At 72.0% G+C, this 26,571-nt stretch carries 24 protein-coding genes and 1 pseudogene; 16 read left to right on the forward strand and 9 right to left on the reverse strand.

The features are described 5' to 3' along the window. The first annotated feature begins 188 nt into the window (after positions 1 to 188). Positions 189 to 983 (forward strand): ComEA family DNA-binding protein, encoded by a 795-nt coding sequence (locus R6Y94_RS26440; RefSeq protein ID WP_318398564.1) that lies wholly within the window; start codon positions 189 to 191, stop codon positions 981 to 983. Further along, a complete protein-coding gene (locus tag R6Y94_RS26445; protein WP_318398565.1) occupies positions 980 to 3,607 on the forward strand; it encodes a ComEC/Rec2 family competence protein in 2,628 nt (875 codons plus the stop codon). Before R6Y94_RS26440 ends, R6Y94_RS26445 begins: the two co-directional genes overlap by 4 nt. A 402-nt stretch (positions 3,608 to 4,009) precedes the next feature. On the opposite strand, the gene R6Y94_RS26450 is transcribed toward R6Y94_RS26445, so the two are convergent. Beyond that, positions 4,010 to 4,333: a hypothetical protein gene (locus R6Y94_RS26450; RefSeq protein ID WP_318398566.1), complete on the reverse strand. Its 324-nt coding sequence runs from the start codon at positions 4,331 to 4,333 to the stop codon at positions 4,010 to 4,012. Positions 4,334 to 4,452: 119 nt separating this feature from the next. On the opposite strand from R6Y94_RS26450, the gene R6Y94_RS26455 reads away from it, so the two are divergent. The 4 genes and pseudogenes from R6Y94_RS26455 (at position 4,453) to R6Y94_RS26470 (ending at position 7,434) form a co-directional block, all read left to right on the forward strand. After that, positions 4,453 to 4,626, forward strand: a complete 174-nt coding sequence (locus tag R6Y94_RS26455; RefSeq protein ID WP_318398567.1) for a hypothetical protein — start codon at positions 4,453 to 4,455, stop codon at positions 4,624 to 4,626. A gap of 1,075 nt (positions 4,627 to 5,701) precedes the next feature. Further along, on the forward strand, positions 5,702 to 6,676 hold the full coding sequence (holA, locus tag R6Y94_RS26460; protein WP_318398568.1) for a DNA polymerase III subunit delta: 975 nt from the start codon (positions 5,702 to 5,704) through the stop codon (positions 6,674 to 6,676). After that, positions 6,673 to 7,091 (forward strand): annotated as a pseudogene (locus R6Y94_RS26465) (hypothetical protein). Before holA ends, R6Y94_RS26465 begins: the two are co-directional and overlap by 4 nt. 40 nt (positions 7,092 to 7,131) lie before the next feature. After that, positions 7,132 to 7,434: a hypothetical protein gene (locus R6Y94_RS26470; protein ID WP_318398569.1), complete on the forward strand. Its 303-nt coding sequence runs from the start codon at positions 7,132 to 7,134 to the stop codon at positions 7,432 to 7,434. A 100-nt stretch (positions 7,435 to 7,534) separates the two neighbouring features. Here R6Y94_RS26470 and rpsT read toward each other — a convergent pair whose 3' ends face one another. Both rpsT and R6Y94_RS26480 read right to left on the reverse strand, forming a co-directional pair. Beyond that, the gene (rpsT, locus tag R6Y94_RS26475; protein WP_107269985.1) at positions 7,535 to 7,801 is read right to left on the reverse strand and encodes a 30S ribosomal protein S20; all 267 of its coding nucleotides are present in this window, start codon (positions 7,799 to 7,801) and stop codon (positions 7,535 to 7,537) included. 217 nt (positions 7,802 to 8,018) lie between these two features. Beyond that, a complete protein-coding gene (locus R6Y94_RS26480) occupies positions 8,019 to 9,002 on the reverse strand; it encodes a phosphotransferase family protein (RefSeq protein ID WP_318398570.1) in 984 nt (327 codons plus the stop codon). A gap of 229 nt (positions 9,003 to 9,231) precedes the next feature. Between R6Y94_RS26480 and lepA the strand changes: the two genes are divergently transcribed. From lepA to R6Y94_RS26500, 4 genes are all read left to right on the forward strand, one after another. Continuing rightward, positions 9,232 to 11,112: a translation elongation factor 4 gene (lepA, locus tag R6Y94_RS26485; RefSeq protein WP_318398571.1), complete on the forward strand. Its 1,881-nt coding sequence runs from the start codon at positions 9,232 to 9,234 to the stop codon at positions 11,110 to 11,112. Next, entirely contained in the window at positions 11,109 to 11,675 is a 567-nt protein-coding gene (locus R6Y94_RS26490) for an NUDIX domain-containing protein (protein ID WP_318398572.1), read from the forward strand. Before lepA ends, R6Y94_RS26490 begins: the two co-directional genes overlap by 4 nt. Before the next feature lie 77 nt (positions 11,676 to 11,752). Then, positions 11,753 to 12,040 (forward strand): GlsB/YeaQ/YmgE family stress response membrane protein, encoded by a 288-nt coding sequence (locus R6Y94_RS26495; protein ID WP_318398573.1) that lies wholly within the window; start codon positions 11,753 to 11,755, stop codon positions 12,038 to 12,040. Between the two features lie 292 nt (positions 12,041 to 12,332). Next, the gene (locus R6Y94_RS26500; protein WP_318398574.1) at positions 12,333 to 13,136 is read left to right on the forward strand and encodes a hypothetical protein; all 804 of its coding nucleotides are present in this window, start codon (positions 12,333 to 12,335) and stop codon (positions 13,134 to 13,136) included. A gap of 373 nt (positions 13,137 to 13,509) precedes the next feature. On the opposite strand, the gene R6Y94_RS26505 is transcribed toward R6Y94_RS26500, so the two are convergent. The 3 genes from R6Y94_RS26505 to R6Y94_RS26515 all read right to left on the reverse strand — a co-directional run bounded on the left by R6Y94_RS26505 (position 13,510) and on the right by R6Y94_RS26515 (position 16,422). Next, positions 13,510 to 14,412: a phytanoyl-CoA dioxygenase family protein gene (locus R6Y94_RS26505; protein WP_318398575.1), complete on the reverse strand. Its 903-nt coding sequence runs from the start codon at positions 14,410 to 14,412 to the stop codon at positions 13,510 to 13,512. 279 nt (positions 14,413 to 14,691) lie between these two features. Then, positions 14,692 to 15,552 carry a hypothetical protein gene (locus R6Y94_RS26510; protein ID WP_318398576.1) on the reverse strand — a complete coding sequence of 287 codons (861 nt, stop codon included), beginning with the start codon at positions 15,550 to 15,552 and terminating at the stop codon, positions 14,692 to 14,694. Between the two features lie 84 nt (positions 15,553 to 15,636). Continuing rightward, a complete protein-coding gene (locus R6Y94_RS26515) occupies positions 15,637 to 16,422 on the reverse strand; it encodes an enoyl-CoA hydratase-related protein (protein ID WP_318398577.1) in 786 nt (261 codons plus the stop codon). A gap of 17 nt (positions 16,423 to 16,439) precedes the next feature. On the opposite strand from R6Y94_RS26515, the gene hemW reads away from it, so the two are divergent. Beyond that, positions 16,440 to 17,663 carry a radical SAM family heme chaperone HemW gene (gene hemW / locus R6Y94_RS26520; RefSeq protein ID WP_318398578.1) on the forward strand — a complete coding sequence of 408 codons (1,224 nt, stop codon included), beginning with the start codon at positions 16,440 to 16,442 and terminating at the stop codon, positions 17,661 to 17,663. 64 nt (positions 17,664 to 17,727) lie between these two features. Here hemW and R6Y94_RS26525 read toward each other — a convergent pair whose 3' ends face one another. Next, a complete protein-coding gene (locus R6Y94_RS26525) occupies positions 17,728 to 18,477 on the reverse strand; it encodes a DUF4870 domain-containing protein (protein WP_318398579.1) in 750 nt (249 codons plus the stop codon). 280 nt (positions 18,478 to 18,757) lie between these two features. Between R6Y94_RS26525 and hrcA the strand changes: the two genes are divergently transcribed. From hrcA to R6Y94_RS26540, 3 genes are all read left to right on the forward strand, one after another. Then, on the forward strand, positions 18,758 to 19,780 hold the full coding sequence (gene hrcA / locus R6Y94_RS26530) for a heat-inducible transcriptional repressor HrcA (protein WP_318398580.1): 1,023 nt from the start codon (positions 18,758 to 18,760) through the stop codon (positions 19,778 to 19,780). A gap of 65 nt (positions 19,781 to 19,845) precedes the next feature. Beyond that, positions 19,846 to 20,982, forward strand: coding sequence for a molecular chaperone DnaJ (gene dnaJ, locus R6Y94_RS26535; protein ID WP_318398586.1), 1,137 nt, complete (start codon positions 19,846 to 19,848; stop codon positions 20,980 to 20,982). A 59-nt stretch (positions 20,983 to 21,041) separates the two neighbouring features. Beyond that, positions 21,042 to 21,785, forward strand: a complete 744-nt coding sequence (locus R6Y94_RS26540) for a 16S rRNA (uracil(1498)-N(3))-methyltransferase (RefSeq protein ID WP_318398581.1) — start codon at positions 21,042 to 21,044, stop codon at positions 21,783 to 21,785. A 170-nt stretch (positions 21,786 to 21,955) separates the two neighbouring features. Here R6Y94_RS26540 and R6Y94_RS26545 read toward each other — a convergent pair whose 3' ends face one another. Together R6Y94_RS26545 and R6Y94_RS26550 are read right to left on the reverse strand one after the other, a co-directional pair. Then, positions 21,956 to 24,409 (reverse strand): glycoside hydrolase family 3 protein, encoded by a 2,454-nt coding sequence (locus tag R6Y94_RS26545; protein ID WP_318398582.1) that lies wholly within the window; start codon positions 24,407 to 24,409, stop codon positions 21,956 to 21,958. A 116-nt stretch (positions 24,410 to 24,525) separates the two neighbouring features. After that, positions 24,526 to 25,287 carry an SDR family oxidoreductase gene (locus R6Y94_RS26550; protein ID WP_318398583.1) on the reverse strand — a complete coding sequence of 254 codons (762 nt, stop codon included), beginning with the start codon at positions 25,285 to 25,287 and terminating at the stop codon, positions 24,526 to 24,528. A 132-nt stretch (positions 25,288 to 25,419) separates the two neighbouring features. On the opposite strand from R6Y94_RS26550, the gene R6Y94_RS26555 reads away from it, so the two are divergent. Both R6Y94_RS26555 and R6Y94_RS26560 read left to right on the forward strand, forming a co-directional pair. After that, on the forward strand, positions 25,420 to 25,773 hold the full coding sequence (locus R6Y94_RS26555; RefSeq protein WP_318398584.1) for a histidine triad nucleotide-binding protein: 354 nt from the start codon (positions 25,420 to 25,422) through the stop codon (positions 25,771 to 25,773). Positions 25,774 to 25,941: 168 nt separating this feature from the next. Further along, positions 25,942 to 26,571: serine hydrolase domain-containing protein (locus R6Y94_RS26560; protein WP_318398585.1), on the forward strand; the 630-nt coding region annotated here is incomplete at its 3' end.

Consider the following 26,571-nt stretch of genomic DNA (forward strand, 5'->3'; position numbering starts at 1 on the left):
CCCGCCCCCCCCCGGCCACCCCCACCGCCCCCCCCGGGGGCGCCGGCCGGCGAGCCGTCGGCCGGCGACCCCCGCAGTCCTCTAGCACATGTTCGCTTGATCAGGTCGTTGTCCACAGTGGCGTCGGTTGTCCACAGCCGGTGGTGTACGGCCGGCGCGAGGTGGTGTCGGTTACCTACCTTCGCCGGGTGTCCGACGACGACGAAACACTGGTGCGGCAACGACTATCCCGGCTGCTCGGCGGTCGCGCCACCCCGGCGGAGCGGTCGCCCGCCGGTTCCGTTCCCGCCGGCACCGCACCAGATCCGTCGGCGGGCACGTCGGCGGAGCCGGGCCGGCTGGCCGGTCCGGGCGCCTTCGACCCGGGACGCCGTGGCGTCAAGGCACTCGCCGTGGTGGCGGTGGTCGTGGTGCTCGGCGCGGCCGGCTGGGCCTGGCTGTCCCGGCCCCGCACCGAGCCGGTCGCGGCCGTGCAGTCCTCGGCGCCCGCGTTCGTGCCGACCCCGTCGGCTCCCGGGACGGCGGGCGGCGGCGAGGTGGTGGTCGCGGTGGCCGGCAAGGTGCGCCGCCCCGGTCTGGTACGCCTGCCCGCCGGGGCGCGGGTCGCCGACGCCCTCGAATCCGCCGGTGGCCCGCTGCCCGGCGTCGACGTGGCGCTGCTCAACCTCGCCCGCAAGGTGACCGACGGGGAGCTGATCCTGGTCGGGGTGACCCCGCCACCCGGAGCTGGCCCGGCCGGCGCCGACGCGCCCGGGGCGCCTGCGGGAGCCGTCGGCGCCCAGCCGGGCGGCGGGAAGGTCAACCTCAACACCGCCACCGTGGCGCAACTCGACGCCCTGCCCGGGGTCGGGCCGGTGCTCGCGCAGCGCATCGTGGCGCACCGGGAGGAGCACGGCGGATTCCGTTCGGTTGCCGACCTGCGCCAGGTCACCGGCATCGGCGATGCCCGCTACGAGGACCTCAAGGACCTGGTGACGGTGTGACGACCCGCCGCCACCGGCCAATCGTTCCGGCCGGTCCGCCCGATCCGGCCGCCGTACCCGGCGCGGGAGACGCGGCCGACGACCATCGGCGGCTGCCGGATCTTCGGCTGGCCGGGCTGGCGATGGGCGCCTGGCTGTCGGCGCTGGCCGGGCTCCTGATCGGAACAGGCCCGACCCTGCTGGTCGCCGCGCTGGCCGGCGTCGCCGCGCTGGCCCTGTCGTGTCGGCTGGCCCCGTCGCATCGCCTGCTCCTGCCGCGTCGGCCAGTCGTGGGGCATCCGCCAGCCGTGGGGGATCGGCCAGCCCGGTGGTGTCGGCTGTTCCCGTCGCGTCGGCCGGCCCTGTCGTATCGGCCGGCACCGTCATACCGGCCAACTCCGTCGTATTGGCTGGCTTCGTCGTATCGGCTGGCCCGCCGGGCGGCCGCCGTACTGGACCGGCATGGCTGGGTGATGGTCGCCGTACTGCTCGGAGTGGTCTGCGGCAGTGTGGCCACGGCCGCCCGGCTCGGGGTGCGGGACGCCCCGCCAGTCAGCCAGCTGGCCGAGGCGCGGGCCAGAGTCAGCGTGGAGCTGGTGGTCCGGGACGATCCACGGTCGACCGGTGGTGTCGCCGGCCGGCCGGCGACCTATCTGTTGTCGACCCGGCTGGTCTGGGTGGCCGAGGAGGAGGGGAGCAGGGTCAGGGTGCCGGCCCGGGTCCTCGTGCTGGCCACCGATCCAGGCTGGCGTGGGCTGCTGCCAGGTCAGCGGGTGACCGCCACCGGAAGGCTGGCGGCGCCACGCGGCGGAGACCTCACCGCCGCCGTGCTGAGCGTCAGCACCCCACCCGTGCCGCGCGGGACCACGTCCTGGGCGCAGCGGGCGGCCGGCTCGTTGCGGGCCGGGCTACAACGGGCCTGCGCATCGCTGCCCACCGAACCGGGCGGGCTGCTGCCGGGGCTGGTGGTCGGCGACACCAGTCGGCTAGAACCGGCGGTCGAGGAGGACTTCCTGACCACCGGCATGACCCATCTGACGGCGGTCTCCGGGTCCAACGTGGCGATCGTGGTCGGCCTGGTGCTGTTGCTGGCCCGCTGGGCCCGGGCCGGGCCCTGGCTCGCCGCCGTCCTCTGTGGGGTCGCGCTGGTCGGCTTTGTCATCCTGGCCCGGCCGTCGCCGAGCGTCGTCCGGGCCGGCACGATGGGAGTGATCGGTCTGCTTGCGCTGGCCGTCGGACGGCCACGGGCCGCCCTGCCGGCGCTGGCCGGTGCGGTCACCCTGCTGGTTGTCGTCGATCCGGAACTGGCCGGCGATCCGGGGTTCGCACTCTCCGTACTGGCCACCGGCGGTCTGCTGCTGCTCGCTCCCCGGTGGCGGGACGCGCTGCGGCGTCGGGGCGTACCGGCCGGTGCGGCGGAGGCGCTGGCCATTCCGGCGGCGGCGCAGCTGGCCTGCGCGCCGGTGGTGGCCGGACTCTCCGGCACGATCAGTCTGGTGGCCGTACCGGCCAATCTGCTCGCGGTGCCGGCGGTGGCGCCCGCCACGGTGCTCGGCGTGACGGCGGCGGTGCTGTCCCCGCTCTGGCCGGCCGGTGCACAGGCCGTGGCGTGGCTCGGCAGTTGGCCGGCGTGGTGGCTCGTCCTGGTGGCGCGGTACGGCGCACGCCTGCCCGCCGGGACGTTGCCCTGGCTGGACGGAGTGGCCGGTGGGCTGCTGCTCGGAGCCCTGACCGTGGCACTGCTGATCGCCACCCGCCGGCCACTGGTGCGCCGGCTTGTCGCGGTGGTCGCGGCTGCGGTGGTGGTCGGTGCGCTGCCGGTGCGGGTGGTCGCCACGGGATGGCCGCCGACCGGCTGGGTGGTCATCGCCTGCGCGGTGGGTCAGGGCGACGGCCTGGTGCTGCCGGTCGGTGTCGGCCGGGCGGTGGTGGTGGACGCCGGTCCGGACCCCGGGGCGGTGGACGGCTGCCTGCGCCGGCTCGGCGTGCGGGCGGTGTCCCTGCTGGTGCTGAGCCATCTCCACGCCGACCACGTGGGCGGGGTGGACGGTGTCTTCCGGGGACGGCGGGTGGACGCGGTGGTGGTGCCGCAGTGGCCGGAGCCGGCCGAGGGACGCGCCACCGTGGAGCGCGCCGGCAGCGCGTACGGCGTACCGGTCGGCACGGTCGGTGCCGGGTGGACCTACGCGGCCGGCCCGGTGGCGCTGACCCTGCTCGGCCCGCCGTATCCGATCCGGGGCACCCGCTCGGACCCGAACAACAACTCGCTGGTCCTGCGGGCCGAGGTACGCGGCGTCAGCATCCTGCTCACCGGGGATGCCGAGACCGAGGAGCAGCAGGCCCTGCTGGACCTCGTACCGGTCGCCCAGCTCCGGGCGGACGTGTTGAAACTCGCTCACCACGGCTCGGCTTACCAGGAGCCGGCGTTCCTCGACGCCGTACGCCCGGCGGTGGCGCTGGTGACGGTCGGCGTCGACAACGGATACGGGCACCCCAACGCCGGAGTCCTGGCCCGGCTGTCCCGATCCGGCGCCCGGATGCTCCGGACCGACCGGGACGGAGACCTGGCGGTGGTCGGGTTGCACGGAGGCGGGCTGGCGGTGGCGGTCCGGGGCCTCGATCCGGGCGGCCCGTCCACCCGATGAGTCCGCCGGTTCCACAGGACACGGGAGGCCAGGCCCACCCCGCCGGCCCGTCCGGTCACCTCGTCAGATACCTGTCCGATTCGGTCGGCTACCCGGCCGAGCCGCAGCGCTCAAGCTGCCCCGTCGGGCGGTACGCTTCGATGCGGATGAGTACTACCGTGGCCTTCTTGCGCTGTTCGACAGGCTGGACGCAGCCGGCCATCCCGCCCCGATCAACGTTCTATCGAACCGTCTAGGGGTGTCGAAGCAAACGATCAAGACGCAGCTTGCGACGGCACGCCAGCGGTACCGATGGCTCCCCGAAAGCGACAAGAGCCCCGGTCACCCATGATGGGTGCGGGGGCATCTTCGCGTCTGGCTCAATGGGCCATCCCTCGACGTATCCAGCCAACGCGCCGCCGGTCAGGAGTGCTCCTCGGGTGGCATCGACACCCGACAGGAAGCCAAACGCAGGTAGTGCCAGGATTCGGCGACAGCCTCAAGCCCGTCGGCGTCAACCACGTACCCGCGCAACAGTTGGAAGCCCTCCCGTACCGGCTTCGTGTCGACCGAGACGGCGGTAACCCGTAGGCGAAGGTCTCCGAGGATTCGCGCCGTACTGTCGTACGGCTGGAAATGGGCGAACTGCGGGGCGTAGACGGTGTCGCCTGGTACGACAACCGGCCGGGGGCGACTCCGGCGAAAGATCGACAACCGGCCCGGGGTGGCTGCGCTATCGCTGGACATCCTCAGATGGTGTCGTCCGACGTCGTTGACCGTCAACGGCTCATGCCCTGGTCATCCGACGTTGTTCCTCTCGTACCACAAGCCGACGTCTAGCGTCAAGAGTCGTGGACCTTGTTGGTGTGGCAGAGATTCGGGAGATGCTTGGCGGCATCAGCCGGCAGCGAGTCAACGTGATCACCAACGCCAAGGGATTCCCCGATCCCGTCGCGAGGCTGGCCATGGGCAAGGTGTGGCGACGTCGGGACGTCGCGCGATGGATCGCCGAGCATCGGCCGGACCTCACCGCACACTGACCCGGGAACGGAAGCGCCCGGTCACCCGCGAAGGGGTACCGGGGCGTCTTCGTACCGGCTACTCGACGACCGGGCAGTCAGCGGCACGCAACCCCTGCCATGCCTCGGCAGCCTGCTCGACGCTCGGCTCAGAGATCACCGGCTCGTGCCCGTACAAAACTCCCCATGACCGGGCGACTCCCAACCGATGATCGGTCGCTGGGAGGCTTCGGGAGGGTTCTGCGATGGCTGGGAGCAGCCGGGAGATCCGGCGCTCCTACGACTGGCGTTACAGGCTCTTCATGGTGTTTCCCGCGCGGCACTGATCAACTCAGACGTCAGCGGTAGCTTTCAGTCATTCACGTTTGCTGGGGCGCCGGAGCAACTCGCTATGGTGTCTCTTGCGCGCGGCACTGACCGACTCGGACCTCAGCTCAATCTGATCGGTCCGGATGGCTCCGCCGGCCGGGGGTTCATCCACCCTCGATCCGACGAGCTGGGAGAGGTGGCAGTGACAAGGCGTCGCAAGGGGCCCTCGGGCCTGAGAAGGAACCGGCGGACCAATGCCAACCGGTGGCGGGACGTCGGGGAGTGGGTGGCACTGGCACTCAAGGTGCTTGCCTACGCCATCGGCCTCGCGGTGATGCTGGCCGGAAAGGGATGTGGGCCCAACTGACCCGACCGGTCAACTGGGCCCACTGAGCGGGAAGGGGCTCCGCCTCGCGGGTGCAACCAGGGGCGGAGTCTCCTCCATGCGTTGTATGAATGAAGCCTACAACGCGTGCAGGCTACTCCAGCCGTCGCCAGTAGGCGACAACCGGCTTCCTTTATCTCCCTGGACATCCCAGAGGGTCGCCTTAAAGAAGGCGTTCATGGGGACTCTCAGCGTCTACCCGTCGGAATGGGCCGGGCCCGGCCCGCGTGGTGACGCCGTGACCACCGGTTCCGGCGGTAGGCTCCAATCCGGTCACCAGAACCACTGGCGAAGAATGCCAGGGTTAAGATAAATGTCTGGATTTGCACTAAGTGCGGGGTCAGCCGCAGCGAGCCGGGTGACCAGGCCCGATGGACGCACGCCACGTGCGACGATGACCTCGTGACCCCCGCTAGCCTTCCCCCTGTCGTACTCGTGCTCGGTGACGAAGAACTGCTCGCCACCAGAGCGGTCGCCGGAGTGGTCGACGCGGCCCGAGCCGCCGACCCGGACGTCGACGTACACGACCATGAGGCGGGCGCGTTGGGGCCGGGGGAGATTGCCGAGCTGCTCGGACCGTCCCTGTTCGGCGGTCGGCGGATACTCGTCGTCCGGGCTGGACAGGACGCCAAGAAGGACCTGGTCGCGGCGCTGCTGGCGTACGCGAAGAATCCCGACCCCGAGGTGCAGTTGGTGGTGGCGCACCTCGGCGGGGCCAAGGGCAAGGCATTCGCCGACGGCTTGCGGGCGGCGGGCGCGGAGGTCGTCCCGGCGGCGAAGCTGAAGGGTCACCGGGACCGGGTGGCGTTCGTCCGGGACGAGATCCGGCGTGGCGGCGGCCGGTGCACCGACGACGCGGCCGAGGCGCTGATCGCGGCGGTCGGCAACGACCTGCGCGAACTCGCCTCCGCCTGCTCCCAGTTGCTGGCCGACACCGACGGGCGGATCGGCGTCGACACGGTGGCCCGATACTACCGGGGACGGGCCGAGGTCAGCGGGTTCACGGTCGCCGACGCGGCGATGGCCGGTGACGTGCCGGGCGCCCTGGAGGCGCTGCGCTGGGCGCTGCACGTGGGAGTGGACCCGGTGCCGATCGCCGACGCGATCGCCGACGGGGTACGCACGGTGGCCCGGGTCAGCTCGGCGGGCCGGGGCAGCGCGTACCAGTTGGCGAGCAGCCTGGGCATGCCACCGTGGAAGATCGAGAAGGCACAGCGCGTCGGCCGGGGCTGGACCCCGGAAGGGCTGGCCGACGCCATGTACGCCGCCGCCGAGTGCAACGCCGCCGTCAAGGGCGGCTCCGACGACCGGGGCTATGCCCTGGAACGTGCCGTGGTCGCGGTCGCGGCCGCTCGCAGGGCGAGCGCCTCGCGATGACTGCGGCGACGGCGGTGCCGGCGGACGAGGAGCGGTTACGCCCGCTGTACGCCCGCGTGCTGCGGCTCCGGCACGTCGACCCGGGCGGGATGCTCTGCTTCGTCTTCTTCGAGGGCACCGTGTCCCTCGGCGCGCTGCTCGCGCTCGCCGAGCTGGTGAGCTGGTGGGGCGTACTCGTCCTGCCCGCCACCGTCGCGGTCATGGTGAAGGTCAACGACGTGGTGGCCGCGGCGGTGCTCCGCTCGGCGGCCCGGGTGCCCGCCCAGGAACGGGAACGGTTCCGTCGGCAGATCCAGCCGGCGGTCGGCCGGGCCAGCGTGCCCAAACGGTCGCTGGTCGAGTCCGGACAGACCCACCGGTTGACCGCTCCCGGAACCGGCGCCTCCGACGCCCCGAACCGCCGGGCCCTCGGTAACCGGCTGCCGGCCCGGTTCCTGGTCGCCCGGCCGTTCAGCATGACGGCGGTTGTCCGGGCTCGGCTGGAGCTCAGCGGGCGGCGTCGACCCCGTGCCGACTCGGCCGGGCCGGACCGGGCCGACGGCGGTGGGGCCGACGCCTCGGGGTGGGAGGCCGGTCGAGCGCGCTCCGGATTGCCACAGACCCGGCAGGCCGCACCGCCACCGTCCGCCGCGGCAACCGCGCGGGCCCGCAACAACGGTCTGGCCGAACGCCTGGACCAGCGACCGGACCGGCGCTGGCTCTCCCGGAAGGATCCGATCGACATCAGCCGGCAGTCGGCCAGACGCCGCTACCGCTGACCGCCCCGGGAAAGAAGCAAGTGGGCCTCAGGAAGAAGCACGTGTGGCCCTCAAGCCGGCCAGCTTGAGGGCCACACGCCAGGTGTGTGATGTTCCGCCGTCAGGCGGAGAGCGACTGGAGCCGCTTGGCGATCGCCGACTTGCGGTTCGCCGCCTGGTTCTGGTGGATCACGCCCTTGCTGACCGCCTTGTCGAGCTTGCGCGAGGCGTCCCGCATGAGCTCGGTCGCCTTGGCGCTGTCTCCGCTCTCGGTCGCCTCGTGGAACTTGCGAATGGCGGTCTTCAGCGACGACTTGACCGACTTGTTACGCAGCCGGCGCTTCTCGTTCTGCCGGTTGCGCTTGATCTGGGACTTGATGTTCGCCACGCGACAGCCTCGTCCTGGTAGCTAGGGTTACGTTTGCCTTTGATGCGCGGGCGACGACGCACGTCGGAGTGCGGCCGTGTCGGCACGCGCGAAGAGCCACGTTACCAGGTACGCCGCGTCGGGGGCAAAACAGCTCACCGCCGTCGCACCGTGGCTCCGCCCTCTCCGCTGCGGTTCCCGCCCTCTCCGCTGCGGGTCACCACCGTCCCGACGCGGTTCAACGCCATCCCTGGCGTTCGGCCAGCCAGCCGAGCGCGGTCTCCCCACTCCAGCGCTGGTGCGCCCGGATGTGCGGCGAGCCGGTGCCGGGGCCGGCCGCCGCGCGTACCAACCAGTATCCGGAGAGCGCGGCGAGGGCGGCGTCCAGCCCGTCGGCCGGAGCGTCCTGCGCCGCCGGATGGGTGCCGAACAGGGCGTCGGCGTCCAGCCCGCTGGCGTACCCGGTGACCAGCAGGCTGGCCAGGTCGAACCAGGGCGGCCCGTAGCAGAGCCACGTCCAGTCGCAGAGCCAGGCGGCGCCGGTCGGGTCCAGCAGTACGTTGTCCACCCGCAGGTCGCCGTGGATCATCGACGGCACGTCGGCGTACCCGGGAAGCCGGGCCTCCAACGCGGCGAGTTCGGGCAGCCGGTGCCGGGCGACGGCGGGGACGTCCGGCAAGCTCTCCCGGCCGGTGGCCAGCTCGGCCCACCAGGCCAGGTCCGCCCGGGCGAGGTCGGCGAGCCGGGGTACGCCCAGCGCCACCAGCTCGACCGGGGGCTTCCGGAGCGCCGCCGCGACGGTCGCGTACGCGCCGAGGGCCGCCGCCAGCTCGGCCGGCGCCCAGGGCAGCCCGGGCATCCGGCCGTCGATGGCGTCCAGGCAGATCACGTGGTACCCGGCAGCGGTCAGTGTCCAGCGGGGGCGGGCGACGGCGAGCCCGGCCGGCAGTACGGCGGTGATCGCCGCCTCCCGGGCGTACCAGTCGCTGAGATGCCGCTGGTCGATCAGGGAGGCCGCCTTGACGAAGATCCGGTCCCCGGCGACGGTCTGCAGCACCCCGGCGAACCCCCGGGTGAACCCGCCGCCGGCGGTGCTGGCCCAGTTGACCCGGGCGCCCAGCCGGGCGGTGATCGCCGCCCGCAGGTCGGCGGGGAGATCGGCCCAGCCCGGCCGGACGGCGGTCGCGTCGTACGGTCGCGGCGGTACCGAGATGGCGGCCATGTCACCAAGTCTGCCCTGGTCCGGTCGCGTCGCCAGGATTGGGCACGCCCCGGGGTCACCGCGTCGCCCGCCGCCGTTCGCGCCCCGGCCGACGGCAAGATACTCCCGGGGCGCAGGCGGGCGTGGTGACGGAACTCGCGGTGGTGATCCGGCGGCCTCGGCCGGGCACCTCCCGGCGGCATGGGAACATAGAAAGCCCATCGTCGTCAGCCAAGCAGAACGGACCGCCGTGCCACCGACGCCCGACTCCGGCGCGAACTCCCCTGGTGCCACCGACCCCGGCCGCATCAGGAACTTCTGCATCATTGCCCACATCGACCACGGCAAGTCGACGTTGGCCGACCGGATGTTGCAGCTCACCGGCGTGGTCGACCCCCGGCAGATGCGCGCACAGTATCTCGACCGGATGGACATCGAGCGGGAGCGCGGCATCACGATCAAGAGCCAGGCGGTCCGCATGCCGTGGACCGTGCGGGAGGGCGACCAGCAGGGCGAAGAGGCCGTGCTGAACATGATCGACACGCCTGGGCACGTGGACTTCACCTACGAGGTGTCCCGGTCGCTCGCCGCCTGCGAGGGGGCGATCCTGCTGGTCGACGCCGCTCAGGGGATCGAGGCGCAGACCCTGGCCAACCTCTATCTGGCGATGGAGAACGACCTGCACATCATCCCGGTGCTCAACAAGATCGACCTGCCGGCCGCCCAGCCGGACAAGTACGCCGAGGAGCTGGCGCACCTGATCGGCGTGGATCCGAGCGACTGCATCCGGGTCTCAGGCAAGACCGGTGAGGGGGTGCCGTACCTGCTCGACGAGATCGTCCGGCAGTTCAAGCCGCCGGTCGGTGACGCGACCGCGCCGGCCCGGGCCATGATCTTCGACTCCGTCTACGACGTGTACCGGGGTGTGGTGACGTATGTCCGGGTGGTCGACGGCCGGATCGAGGCTCGCGACAAGATCAAGATGATGTCCCTCGGCACAGTGCACGAGCTGCTGGAACTCGGCGTGATCTCCCCGGAGATGCAGAAGGCCGGCGCGCTCGGGGTCGGCGAGGTGGGCTATCTGATCACCGGCGTGAAGGACGTCCGGCAGTCCCGGGTCGGTGACACCGTCACCATCAACGCCCGGCCGGCGAGCGAGGCCCTCGGTGGCTACAAGGACCCGAAGCCGATGGTCTACTCGGGTCTCTACCCGATCGACGGGTCGGACTACCCGGCGCTGCGGGACGCGCTCGACAAGCTGAAGCTCAACGACGCGGCGCTCAACTACGAGCCGGAGACCTCGGCCGCGCTCGGCTTCGGCTTCCGCTGCGGCTTCCTCGGCCTGCTGCACCTGGAGATCATCGGTGAGCGGCTGGAACGCGAGTTCAACCTCGACCTGATCTCGACGGCACCCAACGTGGTCTACCGGGTCGTCCTGGAGGACGGCAAGGAGGTCACGGTCACCAACCCGAGCGAGTACCCCACCGGCAAGATCGCCGAGGTGTACGAGCCGGTGGTCCGGGCCACCGTGCTGACCCCGAACGACTACGTCGGCGCCGTGATGGAGCTCTGCCAGGGGCGGCGCGGCTCGTTGCAGGGGATGGACTACCTCTCCGCCGATCGGGTCGAGCTGCGCTACACGCTGCCGCTCGCCGAGATCATCTTCGACTTCTTCGACCAGCTCAAGAGCCGTACCAAGGGCTACGCCTCGCTGGACTACGAGCCCTCCGGCGAGCAGCACTCCGACCTGGTCAAGGTCGACATCCTGCTCAACGGCGAGCCGGTGGACGCGTTCAGCGCGATCGTGCACAAGGACAAGGCGTACAACTACGGCGTCTCGATCGCGTCGAAGTTGCAGAAGCTGATTCCCCGCCAGCAGTTCGAGGTACCGATCCAGGCGGCGATCGGCAACCGGGTGATCGCCCGGGAAACCATCCGGGCGATCCGCAAGGACGTGCTGGCCAAGTGCTACGGCGGTGACATCAGCCGGAAGCGCAAGCTGCTGGAGAAGCAGAAGGAGGGGAAGAAGCGGATGAAGATGGTGGGCCGGGTCGAGGTACCGCAGGAGGCCTTCATCGCTGCCCTCTCCACCGGCGACTCCGGCGACGGCAAGGGCGGCGGCAAGAAGTGATTCCCCGGGGGTACGGCCCCGGCGCGTCCTTCTGTCCCCGGTGTGCGGCGGCACTGCCCGGCCCCGCACCGACCACCTGCGCCCGGTGCGGCTACCAGCTCTTCGTCAACGCCCGACCGACCGTTGGCCTCGTCATCCTGGACCGCGCTCCGTCGCTCGGGCCGACCGGTCCCGGGGCGGGGCCCGACGTCGCGGATCTGCGCTTCCTTGCCCTGCGTCGGGCGGCGGAACCGATGATCGGCCGCTGGGAGACGCCGGGCGGGTTCTGCGACGGCTGGGAGCACCCGGCGGAGGCGGCGGTCCGGGAGTCCCGCGAGGAGCTCGGGGTGTCGATCACCCTTGGTGACCATATCGGCGTGTACGTCGGCAGCTACGAGTTCCAGGACGAGACCCTGCCGGTTCTCGACCACTTTTTCCTGGCGAGCCTGGACGATCCGAGGGTGGTGCTCGATCCGGCCGAGTCCGCCGAGCTGAGCTGGTTTTCCCTGGTGGATCCGCCGCCGCTGGCCTTCGGCACGATGGATGCGGCGGTTCGGGAGGCGGCGCGACGTCTGGGCATCTAGGTCGGTTTGAGCTTTTCAGCCTTCGGGAACCTAGCAGTCACCACAACAACGTGTGACGCATCCGAAGGAGGACGGCCGTGGAACTCACCGTCTGGGGTATCATCACCGCGCTCATCGTCGGTCTTATCATCGGCGCCCTCGGTCGTCTGGTCGTACCAGGCCGCCAGGACATGCCGATCTGGCTGACCATGCTGATCGGTGTCGGTGCCGCGCTGCTCGGCACGGTCATCGCCCGGGCCGCCGGCATCGCGACCGCGACGGCCGGCATCGACTGGATGGAGCTGCTGATCCAGGTCGCACTGGCCGCCATCGCGGTGGCCCTGGTGGCCGGAGTCGGCCGCCGTCGGCGAGTCAGCCGGTACTGAGCACCCCCGCTCTCCGGTAGCAAGGGGCGCCGGCCGACTCGGCCGGCGCCCCTGCTGGCGTCGCGGCCCGGCCTGTCGGCTCGCCGACTCCGCCGCCGACCGGCATGTCGACCGGACCGGTCTGGCGCCGACTGCCCCGGACCGCTAAATTCACCACGGCCGTACGATCGACGGTCGTGATCGACTAGCCGGCATCGCCTATAGTTGTGATCGTTCATTCGCATTTGCTCAAATGATCTCCCCATGTTACGCTCTGTAAGTGTCCACGGACTCTCTCCCGGGAAGCGTCAGGGTGTCACCTCTACAGCTTTCGGATCGGCATCCCAAGGTCGCGCTCTACCTTGAGGCGTACACCCCCCTGGTCGAAGAGTGGTTCCAGGCGCTGCGGGATTCCGATGCGCTGACAGAATTGCGCCACACCGCACCGGGGCGGGACCTCGTCGACAATCTGCAAAGGCTCGACCAGCTTTTCCGGGACTTGGTCGACGGCATGTTCGCGCACCCGACGCCGGTGCTGGAGCGCGCCGTCGCGGTCGTGGCCGTGCACCGGGAGGCGGTCGTCTGGGAGGACCAACTGGTGCCGCGCCCCGGTGCCGGTGCCGAGGAGTTGGCGGCCTCACTGCGACACAAGTTCAAGCGCAACATCAGCCTCGCCCTGCTGGAGGCGTTGATCTGTCTGGAGTCCGCGCTGACGTACGCGCGGGAGGCCCAGGGTCTGTCCGGTGCGGAGCTGGCGGACACCCTGCGGGGCAGCACCTCCATGTTGGCCAGCCTCTCGGTCCTGCACGACCAGCAGGAGATGGCCCGGATGAGGCAGTTGACGGGCGACCCGACGGAGATTCAGCACCCGAAGTTCACCGTCGCGGACATCGTCCGGGGTGCCTTCCGGATCGGGCTCGACAAGTTCCGCGCCGTCGGCCCGGAGGGCCAACGGAGGATCCGGTTCGGTAGCGTCCCGCCGCACGGTGTCGAGCTGGCCAGTCCGACCATGAAGTGCCCGGCGCACCGGCTGACCAATGACGAGGGCCAGCCGTTGAATAACGAGTTCTGGGCACTTCTCGTCGACATCTACCGGATGTCCGGTCGGCTGGGCTAGCTCCACCGAACGGTGGGTTCGGCCATCGGCCGAACATGAATGGTTTGACGATTCCGTCGCGTTGGCCAACGCTTCCGTTGTCGAATACTCGCCGACTGCGTCGCCGTCGCTGCCCGCCCGGATCGGCACAACGGCCCCGTCGGCGCATGGTGTGTGCCAGGCCACTCCGGATGGCATCGGCAAAACTGCCAATGTGTCGAGTAATTACCCAGGGTTATATGCCGGTGTCATTAGGCAAAGGGGTCCCGTGGACGGGACAGGAAATCACCGGCAGGCCCGTCCGTGGGCTTTGTTTCGACCCGCGCCCGAAAACAAAGCGGCTCCGCCGGCCCGGACTGGACCGGCGGAGCCGCCGCTGCCACGTCGGAGACGGTCAGCGCAGCCAGGGGATGCTGCGGTCGAGTAGGCCGCGCTCCTTCAGCTCCTTGCGCAGCGGGATCTCGTCATCGACGTACCCGTTCCAGTTGATGCCCCAGTAGTTGGCGGTGTGCGTACCCTCACCGAGCAGTTGGCGCTGCACCGGGGTCCGGTTCTGGTACCACTTGCCGTCCTTGTCCGGGTGCAGCTCGTCCAGCGGCCGGATCCACCGGTAGGTGTAGCCGACGAAGAGCATCTTCCGGGTGATCGTGGAGAGGTTGGTGGACCGGGAGTGCCACTGACGCCGGTCGAAGATGAAGGCGTCACCGGGGTTGGCGGTGATCTCGACCGTGCCCTCGGGGTCGGGGTTGTGCACGGTCAGGTCGGCCGGGCGCGGCAGCGAGTTCCACAGGTGGCTGCCCGGGATGACCTTGGTCGCCCCGCGGCCCTTCTCCGACAGGTCGGAGAGCACGTACGCGACCTTGAGCGAGAACATCGGCCGCGGCAGGTTCGGATCCATCGTCTCCGGGTCCGAGTTCTGCCGGTAGCCGTCCTGATGCCAGCCCCAGTACGGCTTCTCCGGCTCCAGGGCCGGCGGCGTGACGTCCAGGTGGTTGTGGTGGGTGTAGATGTTCCACCCCGCGAGACCCCACATGTAGGGGAACGCGATCGGGTGGGTGAGCAGTTCGCCGAAGAGCTCGTCCCGCTCCAGGAAGCCCAGCAGGTGCAGCGTGCCGTCCTTGGTGGTGTTGCCGGCCGCCTTCTCCTCGGCGTAGACCCGGTCGACCGCGGCCTCCAGGGCCGCGCGGTGGTCCTCGGTCAGGACGTTGCGGAGCAACAGGAAGCCCTGCTCGTGGAACTCCTTGCGATCCGTGTCACTGATCGGCTCGTAGCCAGTGCGGCCGCCGTAGTCGAACACCGCGTCCCCTCCCCATAGGGTGAAACTCTTTCTGAGCACACAGGCTGCCGATCGTAGCTCCCTCCGCAAGATCCGCATCTCGACGCTCCGCCGTGCGTCCGGCGCCGGCCATCCGGAGGTACGCAGGGCAGCCGGGCCATGACAGCACGCAACAAATCCGCTGAAAAATAGGGGTATACGAGCCGATCTGGCCGTTTGTGCAATCACTGCCAGTTAGCGGTGGCCCGGTCGTGCAACAAAATCGCCGGCCGATCGGTGCCGCTCGCGGCCCGAACAGGCTCAGTCGGTGAAGACCTCGGCGACCACCTGGTGCGGGGTGGGCGGCGCGCCCTTGACCGGCGCCCAGGTGCCGTCGTCCGCCGTCCACTGGAGGTCGCCGAAGCGCACCGTCTTCACCCCGTGGTCGTCGGCGTGCGACACCAGCCAGTGCGCGTAGCGCCAGCCCACCTGCTGATCCGTCGTCGGTACGGCCAGACCGGTCAACTCGGCCGGAACCGACGTCTCCAACCGGCCCCAGTCCAGCTTCAGCCCGGCGGTCAGCGCCGTCGCCGCCGCGTTCCCGCGCATCGCCGGCTCCCGGCCCACCGTGCAGGCCACCGCGCCGGTGGCATTGCCCAACAGTGCCCGGGTCAGCACCTCGGACTCGTCCGCCCACTGCTGGTACGCCCGCGGATAGGCCGACCGCTGCACCCGCTGCGCCGCGACCGTGACCTCCATCTGCTCCCAACCGCGGACCTTCTTCAGCGCGTTGTAGAACTTGGTCGCGGCGTAGCGCGGATCCCGGATCTGCTCCGGCTTGCCCCAACCCTGACTCGGCCGCTGCTGGAACAGCCCTACCGAGTCCCGGTCACCGCCGGCCAGGTTGCGCAGCCGGGACTCCTGGAACGCCGTGGCCAGCGCCACCACCACGGCCCGCTCCGGCATGTTGCGCCGGACGCCCACCGCGGCGATGGTCGCGGCGTTCGCCATCTGCTCGGCGTTCAGCGTGACCCGGCCGTCCGCCTCCACCACGCAGCCGGGAGCGGCGCTGGGAATCGGCAGGGTATGCCCGAACTCGCGGGCGCCCAGGTAGACACCGAAACCGGCAACCGCCGCGAGCGCCACCCCCGCCGCCACCATGGCCCGAGTCTGCACCGCCACCCCCTGTCCGATAGCCGGACACAGCCTACTTCGACCGCCCAAAATCCCGACCCGGTTCGGCCGGGTCGCCCGGTGGAGCCGGAGTCAGTTGCCGGGTACCCACCGGGCGGGCCGTTTCTCGCCGAACGCCGCGACGCCCTCACGCCCCTCCTCGGAGTGGAAGTACCGCACCGACAGGTCGCGCAGCTCCGCCAGGTCGGCCCGGAAGCTCTCCGCCGAGCCGCGCCGGAGCAGTTCCTTCGCCCCGGCCAGCGCGCCGGGCGCACCACGGACCAGCGCCAGGCAGTACGAGGCGACGGTCTCGTCCAGCGCCTCGGCCGAGGTCACCGTGGTGACCAGGCCGATTTCGGCCGCCCGACGACCGTCGAAGACGTCCCCGGTCAGATACAGCTCGGCGGCGGCCCGTGCTTGCAGCCGGGGCAGCACGGTCGCCGAGATCACCGCCGGGATCACTCCGAGCCGTACCTCGGTGAACGCGAAGGTCGCCTCCTGGGCGCAGATCGCGATGTCGGCCGCCGCGACCAGGCCGAGGCCACCGGCCCGGGCCGGTCCGCCGATCCGGGCCACCACCGGCTTCGGGCACTCCCAGATCGCCGCGAGCACGTCACCCAGCATCGCCACCGGCACGGTGCCTTCGCGGTACGCCGCCGCTGTCTCCAGCAGGTCGGCGCCGGAGCTGAAGACCGGCCCGGCGTGCGAGAGCACCACCACCCGGACGTCGTCGTCCGCCGCCGCCGCGCCCAGCGCGTCGAGCAGTTGCCGGAGCAGGGTGCTGGAGAGCGCGTTGCGGTTGTGCGGGCTGTCCAGGGTGAGAGTTGTCACTCCGTGCGTGGTGGAGACCCGGACGAGTGGATCAGGGGCTGAGGTCATGCCCGCACACTAGTCATATGCCTGGAGAGCTCCCAGTGGGCGAGCCCGTACCCGTCGACGGGGCGCTGCCCGACGCCGCCCTGGCCACGGTCGGCCACCGCGGTTTCGGCGTCTACGTCCACGTGCCGTTCTGCGCCAGCCGCTGCGGCTACTGCGACTTCAACACCTACACCGCGACCGAACTCGGCGGGACGGCCGGCCGGGACGGCTATGCCGACCAGGTGCTCGCCGAGCTGCGGTTGGCCGCCCGGGTGCTGGCCGACCGGCCGCCGGCCCGGGTCGACACGGTCTTCGTCGGCGGCGGTACGCCCACCCTGCTGCCCCCGGACGACCTGGCCCGGATCCTGGACGGCATCGACCGGACCTGGGGGCTGGCCGCCGACGCCGAGGTCACCACCGAGGCGAATCCGGAGTCGGTGACCCGGGAGTCGCTCAAGGAACTGCGTGCCGCCGGCTACACCCGGATCTCCCTGGGCATGCAGTCGGCCGCCCCGCCCGTGCTGGCGATCCTCGACCGCCGGCACACCGCAGGCCGGGCCACCGAGGCCGCGCAGGAGGCCCGGGAGGTCGGCTTCGCCCACCTCAACCTGGACCTGATCTACGGGACGCCGGGGGAGCGCGCGGAGGACTTCGCGGCGTCGCTTCAGGCGGTGCTGGCCGCCGGGGTCGACCACGTCAGCGCGTACGCCCTGATCGTCGAGGACGGCACCCGGCTGGCCGCCCGGATGCGGCGCGGCGAGCTGGCGTACCCGGACGACGACGTGGCGGCGGACCGCTACCTGGCCGCGGAGGCGGCGCTTTCCGAGGCGGGTTTCTCCTGGTACGAGGTCTCCAACTGGGCCCGCACGCCGGCTGCTGCCTGCCGGCACAACCTGCTCTACTGGACCGGCGGCGACTGGTGGGGCCTCGGTCCCGGCGCGCACAGCCACGTCGGCGGGGTCCGCTGGTGGAACGTCAAGCACCCGTCGAGTTACGCGGCCCGACTCGGTGCGGGGCAGTCTCCCGGGCAGGCCCGGGAGGTGCTGTCGGCGCGGGAGCGGCGGGTGGAGGAGGTGCTGCTCCGGCTCCGGCTCGCCACCGGGCTGCCGCTGACAACGCTGGACGACGCGGGACGGGCGGGTGCGGCCCGGCACCGCGAAACCGGGTTGCTGGACGGGGCGGCGTACGACGCGGGGCGGGCCGTGCTCACCCTGCGCGGGCGGCTGCTGGCCGACGCGGTGGTCCGGGACCTGCTGCCCTGACCCGGACCCGACAGTGCGATGGCCCGTGCCGGGTCCGGCACGGGCCAGCACAGCGCTGCCGGCACTACTTGATCATGCGGATGGACATCGGGTAGCGGTACAGCACGCCCTCGTTGGCCTTCATGCCAGCGATGATCGAGAAGATCAGCACCACCAGCCAGGCGATCAGCGGCAGGAAGATCAGCACGAGGGTGCAGGTGCCGACGATGAGCGAGACGATCGAGATGATGCCCCAGGTGATCTGGAAGTTGAGCGCCTCGACCGCGTGCGCGCGTACGGTCGGCGACTCGTTGCCCTTGGCGAGCAGCGCGACGAGCGAGGCGATGAAGCCGACCACGATGCCGCCGAAGTGGGCGATCAGGGCCCAGGTCTTCTCGTCGCTGTTGGCGTAGCCGGACGGTGCCGGTGCGCCGTACGGGTTGCCCGGGTAGCCGCCCGGCGGCGGGTAACCGGCACCGGGATAGCCGCCCGGGGGCTGGCCGCCGGGGGGTGGGTAACCGCCGCCGGGGGGTGGGTAACCGCCGGGCGGCGGGTAGCCCCCGGGCGGGGGATAACCGCCACCGGAGGTCGGGTACGTGCCGCCACCTGACGTCGGGTAGGTCCCGCCACCTGACGTCGGGTACGTGCCGCCGCCGGAGGTCGGGTACGTGCCGCCGCCGGAGGTCGGCGGGGGCGTGCCGGGCGCACCATACTGGGGTGCGGCGGGCGGGGGGTACCCCTCGCCTGGCGTCGGGTATTGGCCCGGATTCATCGGGGCGGTCGGGTCCGGGGGCGGACCGCCGTATTCTCCGGGAGGGCGAGGCGGTTCAGTCATGGAGGTCACGGTAGGACTCCGGTTCAACCGGCGCCAGCGGCCCCCCGGATTGAATCTGGACAATGGCCGACCGTACCTGCTAGGCCGACCGGGGTAGGGTGTGCTGGCAAGCCTGTTGTCCGGGTTCGGATAGCCCCTCCAATCGATCATCGCGCCGGGTACGCCTTGGTCGTAGACTGGCACTCGCTACAGTCGAGTGCCAGGGCGGACCTGGCCCGACCGTCGTGGCCGCCCCGGTCGTTTCGCCCAGCCGGGGCCGGGACGTCGCAGGGAGGTGAGGATGGGTCTCGACGACCGCAAGCTCGACGTGCTGCGCGCGATCGTGGAGGACTACGTCGCCACCCAGGAACCGGTCGGCAGCAAGGCCCTGGTCGAGCGGCACCAGCTCGGGGTCTCCCCGGCCACCGTCCGCAACGACATGGCCGTGCTGGAGGAGGAGGGCTACATCCGGCAGCCGCACACCAGCGCCGGCCGGGTCCCCACGGACCGTGGCTACCGGCTCTTCGTGGACCGGCTCTCCCGGGTCAAGCCGCTCACCCCGGCCGAGCGCCGGGCGATCGAGCGCTTCCTGGTCGGCGCGGTGGACCTCGACGACGTGGTGCACCGTACGGTCCGACTGCTCGCCCAGCTCACCCGGCAGGTGGCCGTGGTGCAGTACCCGAGCCTGGCCCGGTCCTCCGTCCGGCACCTGGAACTGGTGCCGATCTCCACCACCCGGCTGATGCTGGTCATGATCGCCGACACCGGTCGGGTGGAGCAGCGGCTGGTCGAGCTGCCCACCCCGATCAGCGCCGACGACGTGACCGACCTGCGCCGGCTGGTCAACGAGCGGCTCGTTGGCGAGAAGCTGGCCGAGACCCCGCCGCTGGTCCAGGCGCTGGTCGACGAGGTGCCTCCGGGGCTCCGTCCGGCGATGACCACGCTCGCCACGGTGCTGCTGGAGACCCTGGTCGAGCGGCACGAGGAGCGGATCGTGATGGCCGGCACCGCCAACCTGACCCGGGGCGGGCTGCTCGACTTCCAGGGTTCGCTGCGACCGATCCTCGAGGCGCTCGAGGAGGAGGTCATCCTGCTCAAGCTGATCGGCGAGGTGGAGCCGAACACCCTTCAGGTACGCATCGGCGACGAGAACGAGATCGACAATCTGCGGGCCACCTCGGTGGTCAGCACGGGATACGGTCCGGGTACGACCATCGTCGGCGGACTCGGCGTGTTGGGTCCCACCCGGATGGACTACCCGGGCACCATCGCCACGGTGCGGGCCGTGGCACGCTATGTCGGCGACGTGCTGGCGCAGAACTGACCACCAAGCTCACCCTGACGACCGGCGGACGGTAACGCGAGACAGACATGAGGACACGGAACGCAGTGGCCAAGGACTACTACGGGATTCTCGGCGTCAGCCGGGACGCCTCCGACGACGACATCAAGCGCGCCTACCGCAAGTTGGCGCGGCAGTACCACCCGGACGTGAATCCGGATCCGGAGGCACACGAGAAGTTCAAGGACATCAACGCCGCGTACGAGGTCCTCTCGGACGACCAGAAGCGGCAGATCGTCGACCTGGGCGGCGACCCGCTGGCCCCCGGTGGTGGCCCCGGGGCAGGCCCGGGCGGTGCCGGTGGGCCGTTCGTCGGCTTCCAGGACATCATGGACGCGTTCTTCGGGGCGGCGGGTGGCGCGCGCGGGCCGCGTCCGCGTACCCGGCCCGGTGCCGACGCGATCCTGCGACTCGAACTCGACCTGCACGAGACGGCGTTCGGGGTGGAGGCGCCGATCGCGGTGGACACCGCCGTGCTCTGCACCACCTGCTCCGGGGCCGGCACGGCGCCCGGCACCCATCTCGCCACCTGCGAGGCGTGCGGCGGGCGGGGCGAGGTGCAGTCGGTGCAGCGGACCTTCCTCGGCCAGGTCGTCTCGTCCCGGCCGTGCACCGTCTGCCAGGGGTACGGCACGGTCATCCCGCACGCCTGCCCGACCTGCGCGGGTGACGGCCGGGTACGTACCCGGCGCTCGCTGACCGTCAAGATCCCGGCCGGGGTCGAGGACGGCATGCGGATCCGGCTGGCCCAGCAGGGCGAGGTCGGCCCCGGCGGCGGTACGGCCGGCGACCTCTACGTCGAGATCCACGAGCGGCCGCACGACGTCTACTCCCGCAAGGGCGACGATCTGCACTGCCGGGTCACCGTGCCGATGACCGCCGCCGCGCTCGGCACCCGGCTGACCATCAAGACGCTGGACAGCGAGGAGCCGGTCGACGTCAAGCCGGGCACCCAGCCGGGCTCGACGCTGCGGCTGCGGGCCCGGGGGGTGCCGCACCTGCGTGGTACCGGCCGGGGCGACCTCTACGTGCACCTCGACGTGCGTACCCCGACCAAGCTCGACGCCGAGCAGGAGCGGATGCTGCGCGAGTTCGCCAAGACCCGGGGCGAGGAGGTCGCCGAGCTGACCAAGCAGGGCGGCTTCTTCTCCCGGATGCGGGACGCCTTCAACGGCCACGCCTGACGGGCGCGTCGTCCGGCCGGCGAGCCGTGCCGGGCGGACGACCCGCTAACCTGCTCGCCGTGAGCGCGCCGCTGTTCCTGGTCGAGTCGCTGCCGCCCGGCGACTCCGTCACGCTGGACGGTCCGGAGGGGCACCACGCCGCGACCGTGCAGCGGCTGCGTACCGGTGCGGAGTTGCTGCTCGCCGACGGGCGCGGCGGCACCCTGACCGCCGTGGTCACCGCCGTCGGTCGAGGCACGCTCACCGCCGAGGTCACCTCCCGGCGGTACGCCGATCCGCCCGACCCGCGCCTGGTGGTGGTACAGGGCATCGCCAAGGGCGACCGGGCCGAGTTGGCCGTGCAGGCGATGACCGAGGTCGGGGTGGACGAGATCGTGCCGTGGGCGGCCGAGCGCTCGGTGGCGCAGTGGCGCGGCGACCGGGGCGCCCGAGCCCGGGACCGCTGGGTGGCGACCGCCCGCGAGGCGACCAAGCAGGCCCGCCGGCCCTGGCTGCCGGCGATCGCCGGGTCGGCGCAGGCGCCGGACGAGTCGACCCGGGCGGTGGCCCGGCGGATCGCCGAGGCGGCGGCCGGTTTCGTGCTGCACGAGGAGGCGCAGGCCCGGCTCGGCAGCGCCGACCTGCCGCCCTCCGGCGACATCGTGCTGGTGGTCGGCCCGGAGGGCGGCGTGTCGCCGGCCGAACTGGAGACGCTCGCCTCGGCCGGCGCCGTACCGGTCCGGCTCGGCCCCGAGGTGCTGCGGACCTCGACCGCCGGGGTCGCCGCGCTGGCCGTGCTCTCCACCCGGCTCGGCCGCTGGTGACCCAGGGCCACGATCCGTCCGGGACCGGCTTGCCGGCCGGGACGCGCGACGTCCCGGTGCTCGGGCAGCGTCCGTCCAAGATCCCTGTAGATCTATGGTTCGAAAAGCTGACCACAGATCTACGAGAAATCCTGGCCGGTCTCCCCGGCGGGGTGGGTGAGGAGGCCGGGTCAGCGGTCGAGGGCGGCGGTCAGGCGCGGGTCGGCGACGCTGCGGCCCGCCTCGACGCGGTACCGGCCGGACCGGGTCCGCCAGCCGTCCGGCTCCCAGACCTGGAAGGTCCGCTCCGGCAGCGGCACCCGTAGCGTCACCGCCTCGCCGGGAGCCGCACCGGCAGCGGCGAAGCCGGCCAGCCAGCGGGCCGGACGGTCCGGATCGGTGGCCTCCGGGCCGACGTACACCTGCACCACCTCGCGACCCGGGCGGGCGCCGGTGTTCCGGACCGTGACCACCGCGACCGGCCCCTCCGGCCCGGCCTCGACGGTCAGCGACTCGTACGCCCAGTCGGTGTAGCCGAGCCCGTGCCCGAACGGGAAGAGCGGTGCGGCCCGCCAGCCCCGGTAGCCGACGAAGACCCCGTCGGTGTAGTCGAGTACCCCGTCGACCGGGGTGGTGGACAGCGCCGGGCAGTCCTCCGGCCGGCGTGGCCAGGTGGTGGGGAGCCGTCCACCCGGTTCCGCCCGACCCAGCAACACGTCGGCGAGCGCCGCCCCGGCCTCCTGGCCGGGAAACCAGGTGAGCAGGATCGCCGCGACCTCGTCGGCCCAGGGCATCAGCACCGGTGAGCCGGCGTTGACCACCACCACCGTCCGGGGATTGGCCGCCGCGACCCGGGAGACCAGCTCGTCCTGCCGGCCGGGCAGCGCCAGCGTGCTCCGGTCGAACCCCTCCGACTCCACCTCCTCGGTGGTGCCGACCACCACCACCGCCACGTCGGCGCCGGCGGCCGTCCGGACCGCCTCGTCGAGCAGTTCGTCGTCCGAGGCGGCCGTGGGCTCGGCATGCCCGAGGGTGCACGACACGAAGCCCGGGTCTTCACCGTCGACCATCCGGCGGGTGAGCCGCACCTCGACCGGTTCGCCGGCCCGGACAGAGATCTCGAACCGGCGTTCGACGGTCGCCCGGAAGACCGTGCCGGGCTCCTCGGTCGGGTCGTAGAGCGGGCCGTCGAAGAGTTCCGCGCCGTCCACGGTGAGGGTGAAGACCCCGAAGCCCTCGACCGAGAGCCGGGCGGTGCCGCTGGCCAGCGGCGTGTGTACGGCGGTGAGGTCGACGCTGGCCAGCTCGTCCGGCGGCAGCCCGTCCGGCAGGTCACCCATCCAGCGCACCGTCGCCCGGTCCAGCTCCGCCCGGTAGCGCTCCCGGCCGTCGGCGTCGCGCAGCGTCGCGGTGATCGGGGTCCAGGCCACGCCGCTGGCCGCCGGTAGCCGGAGCCGGGGGTCGGCGCCGACCGCGTACCCGAGGTCGGTGTCGGGGAGCGCCGCGGTCAGCCCGGCGAGCGGGGAGATCGCGTGCGGCGGCGCGACCAGGGCACTGCCGCCGCCCTGGATCCGCGCGTCGTCGGCGAGGGCGCCGAGTACCGCGACCCGGCGCAGCCGGCCCGGGTCGAGCGGCAGCAGGTCGCCGTCGTTTCGGGCCAGCACGAAGGAGCGGACCGCCACCGCGTGCGCCAGGGCGGCGCCGTCCGGCGGGCGCGGCAGGTCGGCCGGGTCCACCACCGGGGGTACGCCGTCGAGCAGCCCGACCCGGCCGGCGAGCCGGAGCACCCGGCGTACCTTCTCGTCCACCTCGGCCTGGGCGACGGTGCCGGCGCGCACGGCGGCGACCAGCGCGGCGCCCCACGGATCGCCGACGGCCGGCATCACCACGTCGAGCCCGGCGTTCGCGGACGCCTCGGTGCTCTTCGTCGCCGTCCAGTCGGAGACCACGATCCCGTCGAAGCCCCACTCCCGCCTGAGCAGGTCCCGGAGCAGCCCGGCGTGCTCGGTCATGGTGTGCCCGTTGACCCCGTTGTACGCCGCCATCACCGCCCAGACCCCGGCGGCGACGATCCGCTCGAACGGGACGAGGTAGACCTCCCGGAGCGCCCGCTCGGAGACCCGGACGTCCACGGTCATCCGTTCCGTCTCCGAGTCGTTGGCGACCAGGTGCTTGACCGTGGCGCCCACGCCGAGGTCCTGCACGCCGGCGACATAGCCGACGCCGATCTCGGCACTGAGCAGCGGATCCTCCGAGTAGCACTCGAAGTGCCGGCCGCCGAGCGGGCTGCGGTGCAGGTTGACGGTGGGGGCGAGGAGCAGGTGGATGCCCCTGCGCCGGCACTCGGCGCCGAGCACCCGGCCGGCCTGCCGGGCCAGCTCGGAATCCCAGGTGGCGGCGAGCGCGGTCGGGCTGGGCAGGGCGGTGGACGGGTCGTCCGGGGTCCAGCGGACGCCGCGTACCCCGACCGGGCCGTCCGACATCACCAGCGAGCCGAGCCCGATCGAGGGTACGGCCGGCAGGGTCCAGAAGTCCTGGCCGGAGAGGAGCCGGACCTTGGTCTCCAGGTCCAGCGCGGCGAGCGCCCGTTCCCGCACCGCGTCGTCTCCGTCGACCGTCGCCGCGTCCCGCCGATCCACCGTCATCGTCGCGCTCCTTCCACCGGCCGGATATCGATCATCCTGCCAGTCGGAGCCACCTCCCGCTGCCCGACAAGGACCGCCCCGACCCCGGGCGCCACCGCTCGCCGGCGGCCGGCGGCTCAGGTGCGCAGGTAGGAGGCGCCGTTGAGGTCCACAATGGTGCCGGAGGCCCACTCCGCCTCGGGCGAGGCCAGCCAGTGCACGGCGGCCGCGATCTCCTCCGGCCGGGCGACCCGGTTGAACGGGCTCTGTGCCCGGATCGCGTCGCCGCGCGGCGCCTTGAGGTGCTCGTTGGTCATGTCGGTCTCGACGAAGCCGGGCGCGACGGTGGCGACCGCGATGCCGTACGGGGCCAGGGCCACCGCGAGGGACTGGCCGAGCGCGTTCAGCCCGGCCTTGCTGGCGCCGTACGCCGGCTGGGTCGGCTCGCCCCGGAACGCGCCCCGGGACGAGACGTTGACGATCCGGCCGCCCCGGTCCCGCAGGTGCCGGGCGGCGCACCAGATGGTGTTGGCCGCGCCGAGCAGGTTGACGTCGAGGGTCCGGCGCCACTGCTGCTGCCACTGCTCGTAGGAGGACTCGAAGACCGGGTGCCCGGCGTCCGCACCTCCGAAGACCCCGGCGTTGTTCACCAGTACGTCGAGTCCGCCGAGCCGTTCGGCCGCGTCGTCGACCATCACGCGTACCTCGTCCGGGTCGGCGAGATCGGCCTGGACCACCACGTGCCCCTCGCCGGGCAGGGCGGCGACGAGTTGCTCGGCCAGCGGGGCCGAGTCGCGGTGGTGCACGGCCACCCGATCGCCGTCGGCGGCGAACGCCGTCGCCACCGCTCGCCCGATTCCCCGGGACGCCCCCGTCACCAGCACCGCTCGTCCAGTCATCCGATCATGATGCCGGTCGCCGTCCGGGTCTGCGTGGCCGGGCCGGCCGGCACGCGGCCCGGGACGCGGTCGGCCACCACGAGGTACGGCCCGGCCGGACCGCGCCGGGGATCGGGAGCCCCTACGATTCCGGTGATGGAAACCGAATGCCTGTTCTGCCGGATCGTCGCCGGCGAGATTCCGGCCACCGTCGTCCGGGAGACCGACACCACGCTCGCGTTCCGGGACATCAACCCGAAGGCGCCGGTGCACGTGCTGGTGATCCCGAAGGAGCACTACGCCGACGTGGTGACCTTGACCGAGGCCGATCCCGGGCTGGCCGGCGACGTACTCGGCACCGCGGCGGTGGTGGCCGAGACCGAGGGACTGGCCGCTGACGGCTTCCGGCTGATCTTCAACACCGGCCCGTACGGCGGGCAGGAGGTCTTCCACGCCCACGCCCACGTGCTCGGCGGTGAGCCGCTGGGGCCGATGCTGGCCCGCTGAGCGGCCCGCAGCGCGGTACGCGCCGGTCGACGCGCATCCCCTCGCCCCCGTTCGACGGCTCGGGCCGTACACCGGGCGGCAGCCGGGCCCAGGTCGGTGGGCCGCGGCGCAGGCCGGCGGGCGTAAGATCCGTGATCTTGGCGAGGGGACCGTGGGCGAGGGGGGATCATGACCGGGGGAAACCGGCAGTTCGAGCGGCTGGTCCGGCAGGCGCAGGCCGAGTCCCGGATTCCGGCGGTCTCGGCCGCGCTGCACCGGGCCGACCGGCCGATGCAGACCTGCACGGTCGGCACCACCGGCAACGACGCCGCGTTGGGTCCGGGCACGGCGTTCCGGATCGGCTCGGTGACGAAGACCTTCACCGCCGTACTCGTCTTGCAGTGCCGGGACGACGGACTGCTCGACCTGGACGACCCGATCGGGGCGCACCTCGACGTACCGGCACACGGCGAGCTGACCGTACGCCGGCTGCTGTCGCACACCTCCGGGGTGCAGCGCGAGCCGGACGGCGACGTGTGGGACACCCTGCACACCCCGGAACTCGACGAGTTCCTCGCCGACCTGGCCCGGGCCGAACGGGTACTGCCGCCGGCCCGCCGGTTCCACTACTCCAACCTCGGCGCCGCGCTGCTCGGCCAGGCGGTCGCCCGGCTGCGCGGCGGCACCTGGGCGGAGGTGCTCGCCGACCGGGTACTCGGCCCGCTCGGGCTGGCCGACACCGTCCCGCACCCGCCGGCGGGGGCGGCGGCCGGCGTCCGGGTCGACGCCGTCTCCGCCCCCGCCCGGCCGGCGCCGCCC

Origin of the sequence: Plantactinospora sp. KLBMP9567, assembly GCF_033446045.1 — a bacterium.
Lineage (GTDB): Bacteria > Actinomycetota > Actinomycetes > Mycobacteriales > Micromonosporaceae > Plantactinospora.

Excerpts from the sequence above, each read along its gene's own strand:
- R6Y94_RS26450 (WP_318398566.1), bottom strand. The coding sequence starts at position 4,333 with ATGTCCAGCGATAGCGCAGCCACCCCGGGCCGGTTGTCGATCTTTCGC.
- R6Y94_RS26515 (WP_318398577.1), bottom strand. The coding sequence starts at position 16,422 with ATGACCTCAGCCCCTGATCCACTCGTCCGGGTCTCCACCACGCACGGA.
- R6Y94_RS26545 (WP_318398582.1), bottom strand. The coding sequence starts at position 24,409 with ATGACGGTGGATCGGCGGGACGCGGCGACGGTCGACGGAGACGACGCG.
- R6Y94_RS26480 (WP_318398570.1), bottom strand. The coding sequence starts at position 9,002 with ATGGCCGCCATCTCGGTACCGCCGCGACCGTACGACGCGACCGCCGTC.
- R6Y94_RS26470 (WP_318398569.1), top strand. The coding sequence starts at position 7,132 with ATGACGGCGGTTGTCCGGGCTCGGCTGGAGCTCAGCGGGCGGCGTCGA.
- hrcA (WP_318398580.1), top strand. The coding sequence starts at position 18,758 with ATGGGTCTCGACGACCGCAAGCTCGACGTGCTGCGCGCGATCGTGGAG.
- R6Y94_RS26525 (WP_318398579.1), bottom strand. The coding sequence starts at position 18,477 with ATGACTGAACCGCCTCGCCCTCCCGGAGAATACGGCGGTCCGCCCCCG.
- hemW (WP_318398578.1), top strand. The coding sequence starts at position 16,440 with ATGCCTGGAGAGCTCCCAGTGGGCGAGCCCGTACCCGTCGACGGGGCG.
- R6Y94_RS26550 (WP_318398583.1), bottom strand. The coding sequence starts at position 25,287 with ATGACTGGACGAGCGGTGCTGGTGACGGGGGCGTCCCGGGGAATCGGG.